Source organism: Corallococcus sp. AB018 (assembly GCF_003986945.1).
Classification (GTDB): domain Bacteria; phylum Myxococcota; class Myxococcia; order Myxococcales; family Myxococcaceae; genus Corallococcus; species Corallococcus exiguus.
This window is the reverse complement of record NZ_RAWR01000001.1, coordinates 63,666-80,820: the sequence shown is the minus strand read 5'-3', so window position 1 is coordinate 80,820 and position 17,155 is coordinate 63,666. Positions and strand designations below refer to the sequence as shown.

The following is a 17,155-nucleotide window of genomic DNA, read 5'->3' as shown; positions in this document are numbered from 1 at the left end:
CGTTCACGGCTGCTGCCGTTGCTGGAAGAGGGCCATGTGGTGCTTCCACAGGGCGCGGTGCGCATCTTTGACGGTCGTCGCGGCGCGCTGCAATCGCTCGAAGAGGCCACCGTCCTCCGCCTCCTCGCGCAGCTTCGAGACGAACTTCGTCTCCGTCTTCAGCCCCGCATCCTTGCTCCGCTGGAGCCGCGCCAGGTTGCCCGACTCCCAGGCCTCCAGGTCCAGTTCGCGCGCCAACGTCAGCAGCGTGTCCACCTCCGCCTCCGTGCGGGTGAAGCGCTCCAGGAACCGCTCCACCGTTCCGTATGTCTTCTTCTCCTCCGGCGCGCCGGCCTCGGTGAGCAACAGGCTCTTGGCCACGCCCACGTCCAGCTTGGGGATGCTCCGCAGGGGCGCATCACAGAAGGGACAGGCCGACGGTTCCTGGAGGACGGTCCGCCGGCCTCCGGTCAGGTCCACCCGGTTGTGGACGGTGAACGTGGAGCCGCACACGAAGCAGGTGACGGAGGTGGAAGGAGCGACGCGCATGTCGGAACCTCATCATGGAGGAGGCCAGCGGGGCGGCAAGAGATCGATGACGCGGCGGCCGAAGCTCTCCGCGTCCGTTTCAATGGGCTGCCGGAAGTACCGGGGGTCTCCCGGCCCGTAGTAGTGGCCGCCGGAGCCAGGCAGGTTGCGCCACCACCGGCGTGAGAACGGATGCGACTGTCGGCCTATCGAGTACTGGTAGGCCTGATACGCCTGATAGTAGTGACGCGACTCATGGACGGCGGTGCCCACCGCGTCGCCCACGTCCAGGTTCTCGTTGATGACGATGACGCCACGCCGGCTCACGGGCGCGAGCCGGCCCTGGTGCGTGACGTTGAAGTCCCATTCCATCCATCCGTAGTCCCCAGCCGGCAGGTTCTGGAACTGGACTTGTGGACGGCGCGACCGGGGGATGCCCATTGCGTCCATGGCCGCGCCCACCGACTTCTTGAGGGCCTGCTGCCGGTCCCGGAGCGACAGCGTGCCGAACGTCGAGGGGTCCAGCTCCGGGATGTCCTCCAGCCCCGCTTGCAGGTCCCGCATCTGCGCCAGCTCGAAGCGCTTGAACCGGCGGCTGCTCCAGCTGCGAGAGACGGTGATGTCGAAGTCCCCCCAGCCCAGCACGTTGCCGGTGGGACCTATCGTGCGAATGCGCTTCGCGGTCTCGAACGGTTCGATGATCCGGGCGATCTCCCCCGGCTTCACGTTCGGGTCCAGGCTGTGGATGAGCCCCTTCAGCTGCTTTGGATCGATGTTGTACTGGGCCAGCAGGCCTGGCTTGCGCTTCGTGCCCTTGAGCGCTGACTCCACCTTCTTCAGCACCTTCAGCGTGGCCCCGACGCGGCCCTTCTTCAGCTCGTCCCTGAAGGCAACCATCAGGGCATCGAGCTCCGCGCGGGGGGCCGAACCGTGGGGCATGACCTCCCGGACCAGCGACATCTTGCGCCACGCGTCCGCGATGCGTTCGACGCGGTCGACGAGCTCCCAGCCCGGCGGAGGCATGGGGGTGATGGGCCCCACGCGCAGCTCGATGGAGATCCGCCACTCGTCGATGGCCTTGGTCAGCGCCTCCAGGTGCGCCGGCCCCAGGCCTCTCGCCCGGGCCCAGGCCAGGTCCGACAGCTGCGCTTGCAGGTCGTCCAGGTTCTTGCGGAGGTTCTCTCCCACCGCAGTGAAGTCCTTGAGCCTGGGGGCGTGCTTGCCGCCCTTCACCTCGACCAGGTGGAGCTTCGCGCTCGTCGGATCCGCGGCGTGGTCGAACTCGACGATGATTTCATCGATGCCGCTGCCTTGCTCCGCGCCCCTGGGCTTGAAGTCCAGCCGCCGGAATCGCTCCGTCGGCCCCAGCCGTTCGCCGAGCAGCGCCTCCGTGAACGCCAGGGATTTCTGCTTCTCCACCACCTCGCCCGCCTCGGTGGTGATGAAGCCGCGCGGCTCCCAGCGGTTGCCGGAGCGCTTGGACAGGATGAGCTCGATGTATTCCGTCTCACCGCTGGCGCGCGTCACCTCCACCAGCTTGTAGTAGCGGAGCTCCTTGGGGCGGTACTTGACCTCCTGCCACGCGGGGCCGATCTGCGCCACCGTGTCCGACGGATCCAGCACCAGCGTGGTGCGCGCCCGCTGCGCGTCGGTGAACACCTGGCGCGGCGCGCTCTTGATGAACGGATCATCCAGCTCCGGCCCCCCCTTCGAGAACGGCCCCACCTCCGGGTGGTCGGCGTGGAGCACGGTGTTGGGCCACACGTCGTTGGGCCGGCCTGACTGCCGGATGACCGGCTCCGTGTCCGTCACGGTGAGCACCAGCGCCTTCTTCTTCCCACCTCCGCGCGTCGTGACCGCCGGCGGCTTCGTTTCCGGAACGACCACCTCCGGTGGCTTCGCCGGGGTGAATTCCATCTCCAGCTGCCTGGCCCCCTCCGCCTCCGGCGGAGGCACGGGCGGTTTCTTCTTGCTGAACAGCCGTGGAGGCTCATTCAGGTACTGCGGCTTCGAGCGCACGCCCTGGCCGAACTCCGCCATGTCCAGGGGCGTGAAGGCATCCACCTCCTTCATCCGCTGGCGCAGGTTCTCCAGCGTCTTCTTGCCCTGCCGGATGCGGCGGGTCGCCTCCTCCGGCTCCATGGACACGCCGCGCTTGCCCTCCAGCGACGTGAGCAGCGACTCCTGCGCGTCGATCTCCAGGAGCAGCTTCTTGCGATAGAGCTCGAACTGCTTCTCGATGGGCAGCTTGTCCCAGTTCCGCAGCGCCCGTTCGTCCAGGGCCTTGATCAGGTCGCGCGTCGCCTTGTCGTGGCGCTGGAGCAGGTGCAGGCCCTCCTCGCCCAGGTCGGACAGGTCCGCGCCCGCCTTGACGATGATGGTGGGCTTGCCGCGCCGGAACATCGTGACGGCCTGCGCGGACTTGCTGCCGGTGAGGGCTTCGAAGTCCGCCTCGGAGATCAGCTCGATGGGCGTGTTCGCGAACGCCTTTCGCTGCGCGGGCGGGATGTGCTCCAGCAGCTCCTTGCGCATGGCGCGCTGGAGCTGCTGCCGGTCGAAGTCGCCCGACATCTGCTTGAGCAGGCCCTCGTCGAACTCGCGCAGGAACTCCTTCATGTTCCCGGCGGGGTTCTCCGCCTTCCACTTCTTGAAGAGGGTCAGCCGCTCCTTGGGCGTGCCCCGGAAGTTGAGCAGGTCCTGGGTGCGCGGTGGCACGTGGGGCTTGGAGATGCCGCCCAGCGCGCCCAGCCCTCCGGCCATCACCGCGCCCGGCGCCGCCTGCAGGGCGGTGCCGGCCAGCACGTTGAAGAGCGCGTTGCCGCCCTTGTAGTTCGCGTCGTTGAGGACGTTGCCCAGGAACGCGGAGGGCACGGACTGCGCCAGGCCTTCCGCGCCCTGGGCCAGGCCGTGCGCCGTCATCCGCGCCAGCACGCCGCCTTCCTCCGCCATGCGCGCCAGGAACCCCAGCTTGAGCAGCTTCGTGCCCATGCCGGCGGTGGCCGCGGCGGTGAGGGCGTCCACCGCGCCCATGCCCGCGTCGGTGGCGGCCTCCTCCCAGCCGTAGGCGCTGCCCTTCATGGCGGCCTTGGTCAGCATCGTCACGGCGGCAGTCGCCACCGCAGTGCCCACCAGCACCGGCGTGCTGGCCATGAACGCGCCGAACGCGGCCCAGAACCCCGCGCCCGCGGGCGGGAAGAAGATGCTGACGATGACGCCGATGATGACCACCACCGCCATCACCACCGCGGTGAGGACCATCACCAGCCGGTCGGTGATGAAGTCCACCTGCTCGCGGTGCATCTGCACCGACTCGTCGGCGTAATCACCCTGGCGCTGCACGCGCTCGGACTTCTTCTCCCAGTCGTCCTGCCACTTGCGCAGCCCGTCGGCGGTGTAGTTCTTGTCCCCGGGCTTGGGGCGCATCCGCTCGTGCAGCTCCAGCGCGCTCACCTCCGCGTCGAGCGCGGACGCCTGGTCCAGCACCAGCTGGTACTCCGAGGACGCCAGGCTGTTGGTGGAGCTCGCCTCGAAGTGCACCCGGCGCCAGGCGCGGTCCGCCTTCTCACGGGGCGTGACGGGCTCGCCGTAGTCCACCATGTCGAGGATGTCGAAGGCCTCGCGTCCGCTCAGCTCCTCGTCGATGCGCGCGCGGAAGCGCTCGAAGGGCGTGTGCGTGTCGCCAGGGTCGGCGGGGTGGTCCTTGGCCCACTCCTCGGCCATGGCCTGGATCTCCGCCTTCGTCTTCCCGGCGAAGACCTCCTTGAGCGCGTCCTCGTCCGTGCCCACGCCCTGCACGGCGTACTGAACGACTTCCGCGTCGGTGAGGTAGCCCTTCTTCAGCATCGCCGCGACGGCGTCCCGGTCCGCGCCGGACGTGTCCATCAGGACGGCCTGCTCGAAGCTCGCCTGAAGGTGCGTGCCCTCCACGTAGGCGCTGTCGTACTCGGCCGCCAGCGCCTTCATGTTCGCCATGGCGTCGGCCTGGGCCTGGGCCTTCGCCTTGACGTCCACCTCCTTGTGTTCCTTCGCGATGCGGGCCTGGACCTTCTCCGGGCTCCACTTCTCCAGGAACTCGAGCTCGCTGATGCGGCCCTTGCGGCGGTCCTCCTCGGTGAGCGGGCCTTCGCTGGCGGGCTTGACCTTCGCCTCGTCCAGGCCGCGCTCGATGTCCATCCGCTCCTGGATGTCCAGGTAGCCGTCGCGGCGCGCGTCGGCGATCTGCCGCTTGCCCTGCGCGGACATGGCGTCGCGGATGACCTTGTCGTCCGCGTAGAAGACGCTGGTGTGCTCGATGCGGATGCGCGCGGCATCCACCTGGAGTCCCTTGTCGTCGCGCAGGCCCTCGATGAGCTTGAGGTCCTCGCCCTTCATCTCGTCGTGGAACGCGGCGCTGAGCGCGCTCTCGCCCGCGGTGCGCTGGGTCCAATCCGTGCCGTATTGCTGCTCATACGACGCGTCGATGGCCTGGTTGCGCTTGAGCAGCTCCGCGCGGAACGTCTGGGTGTCCCAGCCGTACTGCTGGGCGTCGGCCTCCGTCTCCTTGCGGATGCGGTCGTAGACGCCCTCCATGGCCTTGCGGTCGGTGCCCAGGCCGAAGAACCACCCGCCGCGCATGGCGCGGTCCATCTCGATGGCGCGCGCGTCCTCGGTGCGGCCCTCCACCAGGGCGTGCATCTCGTCCGCGTCGTGCGTCGTGCGCGCGCCGCTGCGCAGCTCGTCGTCCATCTGGGCGACGAGGTCCTTGCCGTACTTCAGCTGGTAGGCCTTCTTGATGGCTTCGATCTGCTCCGGCGTCTTGCCGCGAAGCAGGTTGAAGATGGCGTCCTCGTCCGTGCCCCAGCCGGTCCCGAGGAAGGTGCCCTCCATGGCGTCGTTCAGCTCGACGGCGGCGGCCTTGGAGGCGTTGCCGGAGAGCAGCGCCTCCGCCTTGTCCCAGTCGTGCGTGGTGGTGCTGAAGAAGTCGTCCAGCTCGCTCTTGAGCCGCTCGCGCAGGTTCTCGTTGTGCTCCTGCTGGTAGAGGACCTCGATGTAGTGACCCTGGAGCGGGTTGAGGTTGGCGAGCGCGTCGAAGATCTTCTTCTCGTCCGTGCCCCACTGGTCCACGCCCTCCCAGACCTTGAGGGAGATGTTGCGAGCGCGGTTGCTGAAGAGGGGCTCCTGCTGGTCGACGACGACCTTGAGCCGCTCCAGGTCGGTGGACGCGAGCAGCTCCTTCTCCAGGGCCTCCATGAGCGGCTTGCGGCGCTGGCCGATGATGCGCACGGCCAGTCCCTCCGCGAGCGCCTGCACCGCGTCCTTGCCACCCTTGCCGTAGTAGGAGAGCAGGATGGCCTTCTGCTCCTCGCTGAGGGCGTTGTTCCCCTTGATGGTCTCCTCGTCCAGCTCCTCGCCCTGGCGCAGGCGCACCTCCGCGAGGAACAGCATGTTCTGATCCAGCGACGTCTTGTTCTCCGCCGCGCGAGCGGTCTCCCAAGCGCGGCTCTCGTCGTGGGCGGCCGCCAGCCAGTCGATGATCCACCCGAGCAGCCGGTCCCAGAAGCCGCGCTCGTAGCCGATCTGCTTCGCGTGCCAATCGCGGATGACCTCCCGGGCCTCCTTGCCCGCGTCGCGCAGCTCCTGCTGATAGCGCTCCACGCTCTGGTCGATGTCGCGCTTCGCCTTCGCGACGACAGCGCCAATCTCCTTGCGGCGGTCGTCCATCCACTTCTTGGTGGGGCGGTACGCCTCCGTGGCGGCCTTGAGCTTCACCGGATCATCGCCGGCGTCCTTCTTGAGCTCCCACTCGTCCTGGAGCGCGGCGAGCTCGTAGGCGTGCATCTGGTCGCTCGCGGCCTTCACGAAGGCTTCCTTGAAGCGCTTGCCGTTCTGGTCGTACCGGACGACCCAGTTGCTCACCTTGGTGTCCACGGCTGCGATGAGTGCATCGCGCTTGCGCCGGGCCTCGGTCAGGTCGACGCCGCCCTTGATGGCGGCGGCCTTGGCCTCGGACTGCGCATCGAGCGACGCGCGCATGCGCGACAGGGAATCAGCGAACGACTTGCCGCCCTCCTCCAGGCTCTTCTTCGCGTCCTCGTGCGCCTTGCTGAGCGTGCCGGTGGTTGCGACGTGCGAGTCCACCAGTTGCTTGCGGCGGGCTTCCACCTTCGCGTCCAGGTCCTCCTTCTTGATCTGAGCGGCGTCCGCGACGCGCTGGAGCTCTGCGGCGAAGATGGGGCGTTCGGCGGCGATGAGAGCGATGCCCCAGGACGCATCCAGGCCGCCCGGGACATAGGCCTCGCGGGCCTTCTGGACGGAGGCGTCCGCGTACTTGTCCGGAGCGGCGAGCAGCCGAGCCAGCACGTCGCCAATGTCCACGCGAGCGAAGTCGGGGACGTTGATGGGCGCGGGGGCGGCCTGTTCGAGGACGGTGATGCCCTTCGCGGGTTCCTTGGGCTGGACCTTCGCCTTCTTCTGCTTGTCGGCCTCGGCGGTGATCTTCTTCTGGAGGCGCGTCCAGTCCTTGAGCTGCTCCGGGTCGGTGGGCTTGGGGCCGCCGGGCTTGTAGACGAGGTCGCCGAGCGGGCCCTTGATGAGCATGTGCCCGCCGTCGTCGCGCACGAGCTGCGCGCCAATCTCCGGCACGTGGCCCAGCGGGCTCTTCCGCAGGTCGGGGAGTTTGGCGTCCTTGACGTCCAGCTTCCGGTCGCACTTCGCATCCACCAGCGAAGAGGCCTTGCCGGTGGGATCATCCGGGATGGCTGGAAGGTCCTTCGGCTGCTTCGCCGGGGTGATGGCCTTCTTGCCTTCGTCCTCCAGTTGCTTGAGGCGCGCGGCGCGGACCGCGTTGGGGTCCACGGCGGCCTGGGTGATCTTGAACGTGTAGCGGGGCGCCGGAGGAAGCTGTGGCTCTGGCACCTGCGCCGTGCTGCTGGCGATGCGGCCCTTCCATGCGGCGACCGGATCCGCGTCCGCGCTCACCGCTGGCGCCGCGGGGATGGGCCCCGCCGTGACAGGTGCTGCCCGAGCAGGAGGCGGCGCGGGAAGGCTGGCGGGGGGCTCCACCGCCGCGACGGCACCCGTCGGATCCGGAGCGGTTTCGAGACCGTGCTTGATGCCTTGGACGCCCTGCGCATGGGCCGCGGCCAGCTCCTTCTGCCACTCCATCGCGGCCGGAGGCACGGGCACCCTGGGGCCTGTGTCGACCGCGGCATCCGTCTGGATGGGAGGAGGCTCCTGGGGCCCTGCGCCAGGGGAGGCCTGACGCACGACGATGTGGACATCGCTCTGGCTCGACAGCGCGGACACCAGCGTGTCGATGCGCGCGGCGTCGTCCATGCCGCCCGGAGCGGTCCCCGTGGGGATGGATGCCGGCGCGGGAGCTTGCTCAGGCGTTGCCACGTCGCCGCCCGCGCTGGGCGCTTCGACGGTGGTTGCTGCAATGGCATCAGGCGCTGGAGAAGTGCTGCCCCCGAGTCCCGCCGCCTCCGACTCCTCAGTGACCGTGGAGGGTTCGAGGTCTGAATCACGGGCCTCGGCGAGCCGCGCGGCGGTGTCTCCGAGCTGCTCAGCGGAGCCCAGAGGCAGGACGGCCATGCGCGCCGCATCACGCCGTCGAGCATCCTCCTCCTGCTGCGCGAGGGTCGCGGGCTGGGACGCGCCAGCCGCCTGCGCGAGCCCGGTGTTCGGCTGTGGCGCGAGCCCATGGATGCCCAGCTCCGCCTCGACGGCGCCGGGAGTGGAGAGCAGCGCGACCTCCGGCGGGTGGACCGGGCAAGGCTCGAAAAGATGCGAGCGCGGACCGCCCAGCATCCGCCACGCTGGGTCGCTCCACCGGCGCTCCATGTCGCGAGCGGCATCACGGAGCACAGGCCCGTGGAGAGCAGGGGCCGCGCCCTTCAGCGACGCGAGCCGCGCCGCCAGCTCACGCGCGGGATTGGACGAGGAAGGGCCCCGGGGAACGACACCCGGAGCACGAGGAAGGGCCGCGGAGGACGAGGGAGTGCGCCCGGAGTTCTTCCGGAGCATGGCCTTGGCGGAGGCCTTCGGGCCCTGGTCACGGATGCGCACGGTCCCCCCCGCACCATCAGCGCGAGGGACGCTAGGTCATCTCCACATCGAGGACCAGCGAGGCCCGGATGGGATGTCCATGACTGCTCCAGAAGCGATGGAGCAGGTCAAAGTCATAACTCTCCTGGACGCGAGGTGTGAGCTTGCGGCCATCCAGCTCGTGCGGGAGTCCACGTGAGAGCAACCCATGCAACACGCCAAGCAGCTCATGTTCCTCCTCCGCGCGGTGGGACCACGCGGAGACGATGAGCCCCAGCCGCAGCGCACCGTTCTGGGTGACAGCCAGCCGGTAGAGCGCGAGCGACACGGCGGGCCGCTTCCCCGCGAGCGCCTCCCGGGTGGGAGAGCCGTGGAGGATGTGGACCTCCTTGAGGAAGTGTTGTCTGAGCTGCGAGTCCAGTGCCTCCTGGAACACTTCCGCCACGCGACGAAGGCGTGTGCCCGCGTCCGAAGGAGCCTCCGCCTCCGGACGCCGCGAGAGCCGGCCCAGTTCATACAGCTCCAGTGCGACCGCGCGCTCCAGGTGCTCCTGAGACAGCGGAGCACCCGCCTGTTCGGCGAGGAAGATGGCCTTGAGCGCGGCGTTGCGGATGTCACCGCCCGCCAGCCGGTGCCGCTGCGCCAGGCCCGTCAGGTCGAGAGCCCCCGCGCGAGGCACGCCCTCCGGAAGCATCAGCTCCCAGATGCGGCGTCGCTCGTCGACCTCGGGGAAGGGGAACTCGATGCGCGCGTGGAAGCGGCGCAAGAAGGCTTCATCGATGGCCGTCTGAAGATTGGTGGCGAGGATGATCAGCCCGTCGTGACGTTCGATGCGCTGGAGGAGGAAGCCGACCTCCAGGTTGGCGAAGCGGTCATTGGCGTTGCTGACCTCCGTGCGCGCGGAGAACAGCGAGTCCGCCTCGTCGAAGAACAGCACGGCGCCGGAGCGCTCGCCGTGGGACAGCACTTCGTCGATGTTCTTCTCCGTCTCACCCACGTACTTGCTGACGAGCCGGGACAGGTCGATGACATACAGCGGCCGGCCCACCGCATGGGCAATGACCTCCGCCGCCAGGGTCTTTCCCGTGCCGGAGCGTCCGGAGAAAAGCGCCACCGGGCCCGTGTGCATCCGGAAGCGACGTGACAGGCCACGCTCTTCGGCGACGCGATCGCGCTGCGCCACGTAGAACAACAGGCGCTCCAACGCCGCGCGAGTGGTGTCACGCACCACGAGGTCCTCGAACGTTCGCGATGTCTCCAGCCGGTAGCCATGGCGCAAGGGCACCTGGACCAGCCGCGAGGCCGCGGCACGAAGCGCATCCACGTCACCGCCGGGAGCCGAGTCGAACACGCGGCGGATTTCCTGAACCCCGCCCCGAAAGCCAGACGCCAGCCGTCCCGCATCCGCCTCCGTCAATGACAGTCCCCGAACCCGTGCCTCCTCCATCCACAGGGTCCGCCGCTGGACGAAGCCTGGAGCGGGAGCCTCATGGTGCGGCACGGCGAAGGGTTGCGCGGAGTCCGCGAGTACCAGGGCCCGCCCGCCAAACCGTTGGCACAATCCAGACAGCGTCTCCGTGACGGAGAGTGCCAGCCCCCGCTCCCCACCGGACATGTCCACGGCCAGCATCGCGCCGCGCACCGACGCCAGACGCCACAGGGCCCGGGCCATGGAAACCGGCTCCGGAGCCCCAGCCCACCGAGCGACAACCAGCGGCACACCGGCTTCGTCAGCGAGGCTCATCGCCACGCCCAGTCGCTCCCCCTCGCCATGCACGACAGCGAACGTCCCGAGTGACGAAGAAGGCGGCACCTCCGGTCCATGCCATTCCAGCGAGAGCTCGCCCAGCACGGAGGGACGGGGCAGTTCCAGCAGGGCCTCGCGGACCTCCGGAGCCAGGTCCACGGGCCGGAGCATGGGAGGAAAAGCGCCAGCGCCCGTCTGCAACAATCCACCGCCCACCAGGAGTCCGCTGTCGGTCAGGGACGCCAGCAAGCGCTGCGCGCGAGCAGGCGTACGTCCCAGGACGGTGAGCAGCAATCGCTCCACGTTCCATCCCTGCGCGGTCTCGTCCTGGAGCACGGCGAACAGGCGCGAGTACCGGGGCTCCAGCCACGTCGCGAGCAGGAGCAACAGCGCCTCCTCCTCCACGGTGTCGACGCGAAGTGAAGCCCGCAGCCGCGCGAAGGGAAGGGGAGGCGAAGTCCCCAGGAGCGGCGTCTCCGCGAGCGCCGAGCTGAAGGCGAGCTCGGCGGTGGAAGGGCGCACGGTGGTGCGCACGGCATCCCAGCCATTCTCCTGTTCCCCCCGGAGCTTCGAAGCGCGGGCCTCCTCCAGGTCACACACCTGGACGAGCAGCGCATCCAGACGCCTCAGCGTCTCCCCCCACAACGGATCCATGGGCGCCTCCAGCCGGCCAGCATACGGAGGGCGGGTGGATCCGGCCATGGACGGGCCCGGAGGGCAGGTTCCACTGCGTTGGTATTCCGCCAATGGATTGGAGGAAGTGCTGACCGGGTGGCGGGGCGGGTGGTAGAGACCGGCACATGACTCAGAGTGGTACTGAAGGGGTGTCGGCCCTGGACTTCCGGGACGCGATGTCCCGGTGGGCGAGCGGGGTGGCGGTGGTCTCCGTCCGTGACGCGGACGGGATCGCGGCGACGACGGTCAGCTCCTTCAGCTCCCTCTCCCTGACGCCTCCGCTGATTGCCCTGGCGCTGCAGCAGTCCTCCCGCACGCTCAAGCGCGTGGAGGCCGCCCGCCGCTTCAGTGTGAGCGTGCTGTCCACCATCCAACGCGACGTGTCGGTCCGCTGCGCGAAGGGGGAGGCCGAAGGCCGGATGTTCGACGAAGGTGCCTTCGTGCAGGACAGCCTGGTGGGTCTGGCGTGCGCTCTGTTGGATGTGCACCGTTACGGCGATCACCTGTTGCTGGTGGGCCGTGTGGAGCGCATCCAGCGGGGAGTGGACGAAGAACCGTTGCTCTACTGGAACCGGGGGTATCGCGCGCTGACGGCGCACCCGGAGCCAGGGCCCGCCCCGAAGTAGCGAACGAGTAGCTGAAACCTCACTGAACCCGGAAAGGACGCACCCGATGCCCTTCACGCTGCCCGAGCTCCCGTACAAGAAGGACGCGCTGGCCCCTCACATGAGCCAGGAGACGCTGGAGTTCCACCACGACAAGCACCACGCCGCGTACGTCAACAAGCTCAACGAGCTGACCGCGGGCAAGCCCGAGGCCAGCAAGTCGCTGGAGGACGTCATCCTCAGCAGCGACGGCCCCGTGTTCAACAACGCGGCCCAGGTGTGGAACCACACCTTCTTCTGGAACTGCATGAAGCCGGCCGGCGGCGGCAAGCCGACGGGTGACATCGCGGCCGCCATCGACCGCGACTTCGGCTCCTACGACGAGTTCAAGAAGCAGTTCACCGAAGCCGCCATCACGCAGTTCGGCTCCGGCTGGGCCTGGCTGGTGAAGGACGGCAACAAGCTGTCCATCATGAAGACGTCCAACGCGGACCTGCCGCTGAAGCACGGCAAGAAGGCGCTGCTCACCATCGACGTCTGGGAGCACGCCTACTACATCGACTTCCGCAACCTGCGCCCCAAGTTCATCGAGACCTTCCTCAACAGCCTCGTGAACTGGGACTTCGTGAACGAGAACCTGAAGAACGCCTGATGTGAAGTGAAGTGACGGGAACCGCGCGGCCCGGCTCGGCACGGTCCGGAGCGGCGCGGTTCTCGGATGCGTTCAGCGCGGCTCGCACCAGTCAATGCGGCACTTGTCGAACTGGACGTAGCAGGCCTCTTCCTGCGCCGGAGTCGTCGCGTTGCGCATGCACCGGGCGCGCATGTCGATACAGTACGGACAGGGACCTGCCGCCTCGGCCTGGGTGTTGGTGAATCCCGCCGCGAATCCCAGACATGCCGCCATCGCCGCCAGCGCCATCTTGAGCTTCATCACGACCTCCGGTTGGGTTTGGACCGCAATGGAAGTCTAGCACCGTTATTGCGGGGAAGACCGGGCTCCCACCAATCCCTCCACCAGATACAGCCGGGAAAGCGCCTCGTTGTAGCTGTATGTGTAGAACTTTCCGTCCTCGGAGATCGCCATCGTCATCACGGAGATGAAGCCTGGCATGACGCCCCCCGCTGGAAGGGTCAGGTGCGGTGTGCTCGCGCCGGTCTTCACGTCGACCCTGGAGACGCGCACCGGGAGCGAGACGCTTCGCAGGTAGAGCGCCGTTCCGCTCGCGTCCCAGCCCGCCACCCATTGATCCGTGAACCGGCCGGGGACGGTGCCTTGCGCCTCACCCGTCTGGGAGAACAGGCGGAGGCTTCCCTCCGCGTCCACGGTCGCGAGGCGGAGGCCATCGGGTGAGATGACCGTGTGGAAGCCCGTGCCTTCCTCCGTGATGGGCCTGGGGGCTCCGGAGCCGGGTTCGAAGACCCAGAGCCGGGCAGGACGTCCCTCTTCGTGCGCGCGAAGGAGCAACCGCTTCCCATCCGGGAACCAGCGCGCCGTGAGCACCGTGGTGACAGGAGCGAGCGACAGCGACCGAGGCTCGCCCGCGCCCGTGGGCAGCAGCAGGAACTCCATCTGTTCGCCGTAGCGCACCAGCAGCACCTGCTTGCCGTCCGGAGACAGCGCCATGGGGATGCCGTCGCCCAGGCGGATCGGTGGTGCGCCATCGGAGGTGCGCAGATAGGCGCCGTAGGTGGGGCCCTCCACCTCCGCGCCCTCGGTGAAGAGGAAGGTCCGGCCATCGCGGGACATGTCCGTCATGAACGACGAGTCCGACCACGTCAGGTCCCGCTCCGTGCCCGCGTGCCCGAACGCCAGCCCCGTGCGGATCACCGGGTGATCCACCAGGACGGAGCCGTCCTGGGAGATGTCATGCAGCACCATCCGCCCGGCGATCCGATCCACCGGCCGCGTCGTGCCGCGCAGGTCGACCGCGAACAGCTCGGAGTCCGCGCCTGTACGCGAGGCGGTGAACCACACCTCGCTTCCATCGGGAGACCACGCCAGGCCCCGGATGCTCGCCCAGTCCGACGAAAGCTCGCGGGGCGGACCGTCCTTCTCCAGCACCCAGACCCCGCCCCGGTCGTCCTTGGGATGCGCATGGAACAGAAAGGCGATCCGCGCTCCGTCGGGGGAGACGCGTGCGTGGCTGATCCATCCCTGGGATTCGAAGCGCACCGTGCCGGGGGGCTGCTCCAGCCGGAAGTTCTCGCCCACGCGGCGCACCACCGCGAGCGGTCCATCCGCACGTCCCCAGTCCGCCTCCAGCACGCCATCGAGCACGGCCCGGGGCGCGCCGCCCGCGAGCGGCATCAAGCCGAGCGTCCCGCTGCCATGCTCGGCGTCGAAGAACCGGGGATCGAGCAGCACCGCCAGCTCCCCCTTCGAGGACGCGGCGAGCACATCCGCGTGCTGCCCCAGCGGTTGTGACAGCGGACGCTCCGTGCGCGCGCTGTAGAGCTCCGCGGGTCCTCCCTCCCACGCCGCGCCATAGAGCAACGTGTGTCCGTCCGCGGAGAACCGGGCGTTGAGCACGTGGCCCCGGCGGAACGTGACGGGGCGGTACGTCGGGCGTGAGGACTGCGCCGTTGGCACCGCCGCAGTCGCCGGCCTGTGTCCGAACGCCAGGAAGCCACCCACGACAGACAGCAGCACGGCCGCCGCGGCCACCCACAGGGCAGGGCGTGGGAACACTCCGCGCCGCAAGGCCAGGGGCGCACCACGAGCCGCGATGGACTCCAGGGCGAAGGCCAGGTCCTGCGCGGACTGGAACCGTTCGCCTGGATCCTTCGCCAGACAGCGAGCAATCACCGTCCCCAGCTCTCCCGGCAGCACGGGAGGCGCATCGCGGAGCGCGGCGCTCATCCGCTCCACCGGGCTGTCACCGCCAAAGGGAGCACGGCCGCTCACGGCCTCGTAGAGCACCGCGCCGAGCGAGAACACATCCGCGCGAGCATCCACGCCCTGGCCGCGGATCTGCTCCGGAGCCATGTACCCGGCGGTGCCCACCACCGCGCCGCTCTGGGTGAGCGAGGCGTCCTCGATGCGCTCGGTGAGCCGGGCCAGCCCGAAGTCGAGGACCCGCGCGCTGCCGTTCGAGCACAGGAAGATGTTCGCGGGCTTGAGGTCGCGGTGGATGACGCCACGCGCGTGCGCGGCCGCGAGCCCCTGTGACAACTGGATGCCCAGCCGCAGCGCCTGCTCTGGTGGAAGCGGCCCACGCATCAGCCGCGCCCGCAGGGTGCCCCCCTCCAGCCACTCGGTGACGAGGTACGGCACGTCCTCGTGGGTCCCCACGTCGAACAGCGTGAGCAGGTGGGGATGGGACAGCGCGCCCGCCGCGCGGGCCTCCTGTCGGAAACGGGCCAGGCGCTCCGCGTCCTGCGCGAACCGGAGCGGGAGCACCTTCAAGGCCACGTCCCGTCCCAGCCGCCCATCGCGAGCCCGGTACACGTCCCCCATCGCGCCACTGCCCGCATGGGCGACGATGACGTACGGCCCCACCCGCTCCCCAGGAGCGAACGAGCGGGGCGGAGCCGCCTCCACGAACCGGCCCTCCGCGTGCCACGTCGCCGCGACGGCCGCGAGCAGCGACCCGCAGGAATCGCAGCGGGACAGGTGCGCCTCCGCGAGGGCGCGCTGCTCATGCGGCAGGCGGTCCTCCACGAAGGCGAGAATCGTTTCCTCGGAGGGACATCCCGACATGGTGGGACGCGACTCTAGGATTGTTCGCGCTCAGGGCAGAAGAGGGGGGACGGCGACCCGGTACGCGCGGAAGGGCAGGGCCGGGGTCCCCGGCGTGCCGAAGAAGAACCCCATCTGCGACTCCAGCACCCACGCGCCGTCCTTCGTGATCGCGGCGGCGGTCGGCTCCACGAAGCCGTTGGCGAGCACCTCCTTCGCGCCAGCGCCTTCACCCAGCGTCACCAGCGAAGCCCGCCCCACCGTGTTCTCCACGACGAACAGCCGGCCCGAATCCACCCACTCGACCCCGTCCGGCGTCTCCAGCGCCGGCGTCACCGGGATGTTCACGGGCGCCGCCGCGCTGCCATCCGGCTGGATATCGATGGAGAACAGCGCGCCCGTGTCGCTCTTCACGACGTAGAGCCGGTTCGCCCCGTCGTAGGCGATGCCGTTGAGCGTGATGAGGCCCGGCTCGGAGGGCTCGTACGCGGCATCCGAGGACCACGTGTCGAGCGCCGTCCCACCCACGGCCAGCCGGAAGACCGCGTTCCCGAACGAGTCCGTCACGTACACGTTGCCCGCGGCATCGACGGCGACGTCGTTGCAGAAGCTGACCTGGCTGGGCATGGCATGGCTGGCCTTCAGGGCACCCGTGGAGAGCGCATACCCGTTCAGGTACGAGGCCTGCGCGGGCAGCAGCAGGTCGTCGTAGGTGCAGGCCCAGAGCGTGTCGTGGGCCTCATCCACCTCGAGCCCGTAGACGCCGAATGAGGCCCGGCCCGGGACGAAGACCTCGGCCCCCAGCGAGCCCGGCTTGGCGCGCGCGATGGCGCCGGTGCCCAGGCTGCCCGCGTAGAGCGTGCCGTCCTTCGAGGCCGCGATGCCCTCTGGAAAGAAGGCCTCGCCGGGCCACTGCACCTCGGTGGGGATGGAGGGGGCATCGTCGGGGAACGGCTCGCAGGCGGAGACGGTGGCGGCGAGGGTGACGACGGACAGCCAGGAAGAGACGCGCATGGGGCTTTCCTCGGTGAGGCCCGGAAGGGGCCTTTCGACGCCCTGACACCGGCCGGGAAATCCCTTGCAGCGAAAGTTCAGCCCCCCGGACCGAGCAGCCGCGTCAGGCTGAGGTCCACCTGGCTCACGACCAGCGCCGCGATGCTGTCCACCGAGGACGCGCCCACCCCCAGGCGTTCGCACAGCCGCCGCGTCGTGGCCTCCGCCACCTGCTCCCGCGCGCGGCTGAGCCACCGCGACACCGTGGACATGTGGACGCGGTAGAGCGCCGCGATGGCGTCCAGCGACAGCGACTCCACGTGGTACAGGCGCATCAGCGTGCGGTCCCGGTCGGACAGCTCACCCAGCGCCGTGCGCACGGCCTCCGTGAAGGCCTCGCGGTACCGCGAGCGCAGGTGTTCGAGCTCTGGCCCCAGCTGCTCGCCGAACGCGGACTCGACGGAGTCCTGCGCGGCGGAGTCGGCCCGGGCTTCGGAGCGCTTCAGGTTGAGCGCGATGCGCAGCGCCGCCACCCGCACCCATCCGCCCAGCGCGCCGCCGCCGGTGAACTCCGAAATCTTCGGCTCACAGCCAGCGGCAGCCGTGAACAGCTTCTCCCGGAGCACCTGCCGCACCTCCGCGACGAAAGCGGGCGAGCGGTCCACGCCGGACACGAACGCGCCGACATCGCGCAGGTAGCCGTCCTCGAAGAACTGGAGCGCGGCGCGGTCGTGCCGCAGGCACCCGAAGGCCAGGTACAACTCCGAGAAGGCAGGCGAGGCCCCTTCGAGCGCCTCCAGCAGCCCCGTTGGAGACGTCAATCGCTCAGCGACGAACGCCACGAAGGCGAGCGGCTCCAGCTCCACCCCGGGCCAGCGCGACCGGGCGCGCTCGAGCGACGCGCGGAGCAGTTCCTCCAAG

Annotated in this window: 9 protein-coding genes; 2 read left to right on the top strand and 7 right to left on the bottom strand. The window is 69.2% G+C overall.

The annotated features are described in order from the left end of the window. Positions 1-3 precede the first annotated feature (3 nt). The 3 genes from D7Y11_RS00125 to D7Y11_RS00110 are packed head-to-tail and all read right to left on the bottom strand — an operon-like array spanning position 4 to position 10,933. Positions 4-528: a hypothetical protein gene (locus tag D7Y11_RS00125; RefSeq protein WP_126932714.1), complete on the bottom strand. Its 525-nt coding sequence runs from the start codon at positions 526-528 to the stop codon at positions 4-6. A gap of 12 nt (positions 529-540) precedes the next feature. After that, positions 541-8,553: a hypothetical protein gene (locus tag D7Y11_RS00120; protein ID WP_158641877.1), complete on the bottom strand. Its 8,013-nt coding sequence runs from the start codon at positions 8,551-8,553 to the stop codon at positions 541-543. A gap of 31 nt (positions 8,554-8,584) precedes the next feature. Beyond that, entirely contained in the window at positions 8,585-10,933 is a 2,349-nt protein-coding gene (locus D7Y11_RS00110; RefSeq protein WP_158628984.1) for an AAA family ATPase, read from the bottom strand. Between the two features lie 146 nt (positions 10,934-11,079). On the opposite strand from D7Y11_RS00110, the gene D7Y11_RS00105 reads away from it, so the two are divergent. Further along, a complete protein-coding gene (locus D7Y11_RS00105; RefSeq protein WP_120574519.1) occupies positions 11,080-11,580 on the top strand; it encodes a flavin reductase family protein in 501 nt (166 codons plus the stop codon). 46 nt (positions 11,581-11,626) lie between these two features. Next, complete coding sequence (locus tag D7Y11_RS00100; protein WP_120574520.1) at positions 11,627-12,211, top strand: superoxide dismutase; 585 nt, start codon at positions 11,627-11,629, stop codon at positions 12,209-12,211. A gap of 72 nt (positions 12,212-12,283) precedes the next feature. On the opposite strand, the gene D7Y11_RS00095 is transcribed toward D7Y11_RS00100, so the two are convergent. From D7Y11_RS00095 to D7Y11_RS00080, 4 genes are all read right to left on the bottom strand, one after another. Then, complete coding sequence (locus D7Y11_RS00095) at positions 12,284-12,493, bottom strand: hypothetical protein (RefSeq protein ID WP_120574521.1); 210 nt, start codon at positions 12,491-12,493, stop codon at positions 12,284-12,286. 45 nt (positions 12,494-12,538) lie between these two features. Further along, positions 12,539-15,262: a serine/threonine-protein kinase gene (locus D7Y11_RS00090; RefSeq protein ID WP_126932712.1), complete on the bottom strand. Its 2,724-nt coding sequence runs from the start codon at positions 15,260-15,262 to the stop codon at positions 12,539-12,541. A gap of 30 nt (positions 15,263-15,292) precedes the next feature. Beyond that, complete coding sequence (locus D7Y11_RS00085) at positions 15,293-16,255, bottom strand: SMP-30/gluconolactonase/LRE family protein (RefSeq protein ID WP_120574523.1); 963 nt, start codon at positions 16,253-16,255, stop codon at positions 15,293-15,295. Positions 16,256-16,332: 77 nt separating this feature from the next. Continuing rightward, positions 16,333-17,154, bottom strand: coding sequence for a sigma-70 family RNA polymerase sigma factor (locus D7Y11_RS00080; protein WP_158641876.1), 822 nt, complete (start codon positions 17,152-17,154; stop codon positions 16,333-16,335). Between the last annotated feature and the right edge of the window lies 1 nt (position 17,155).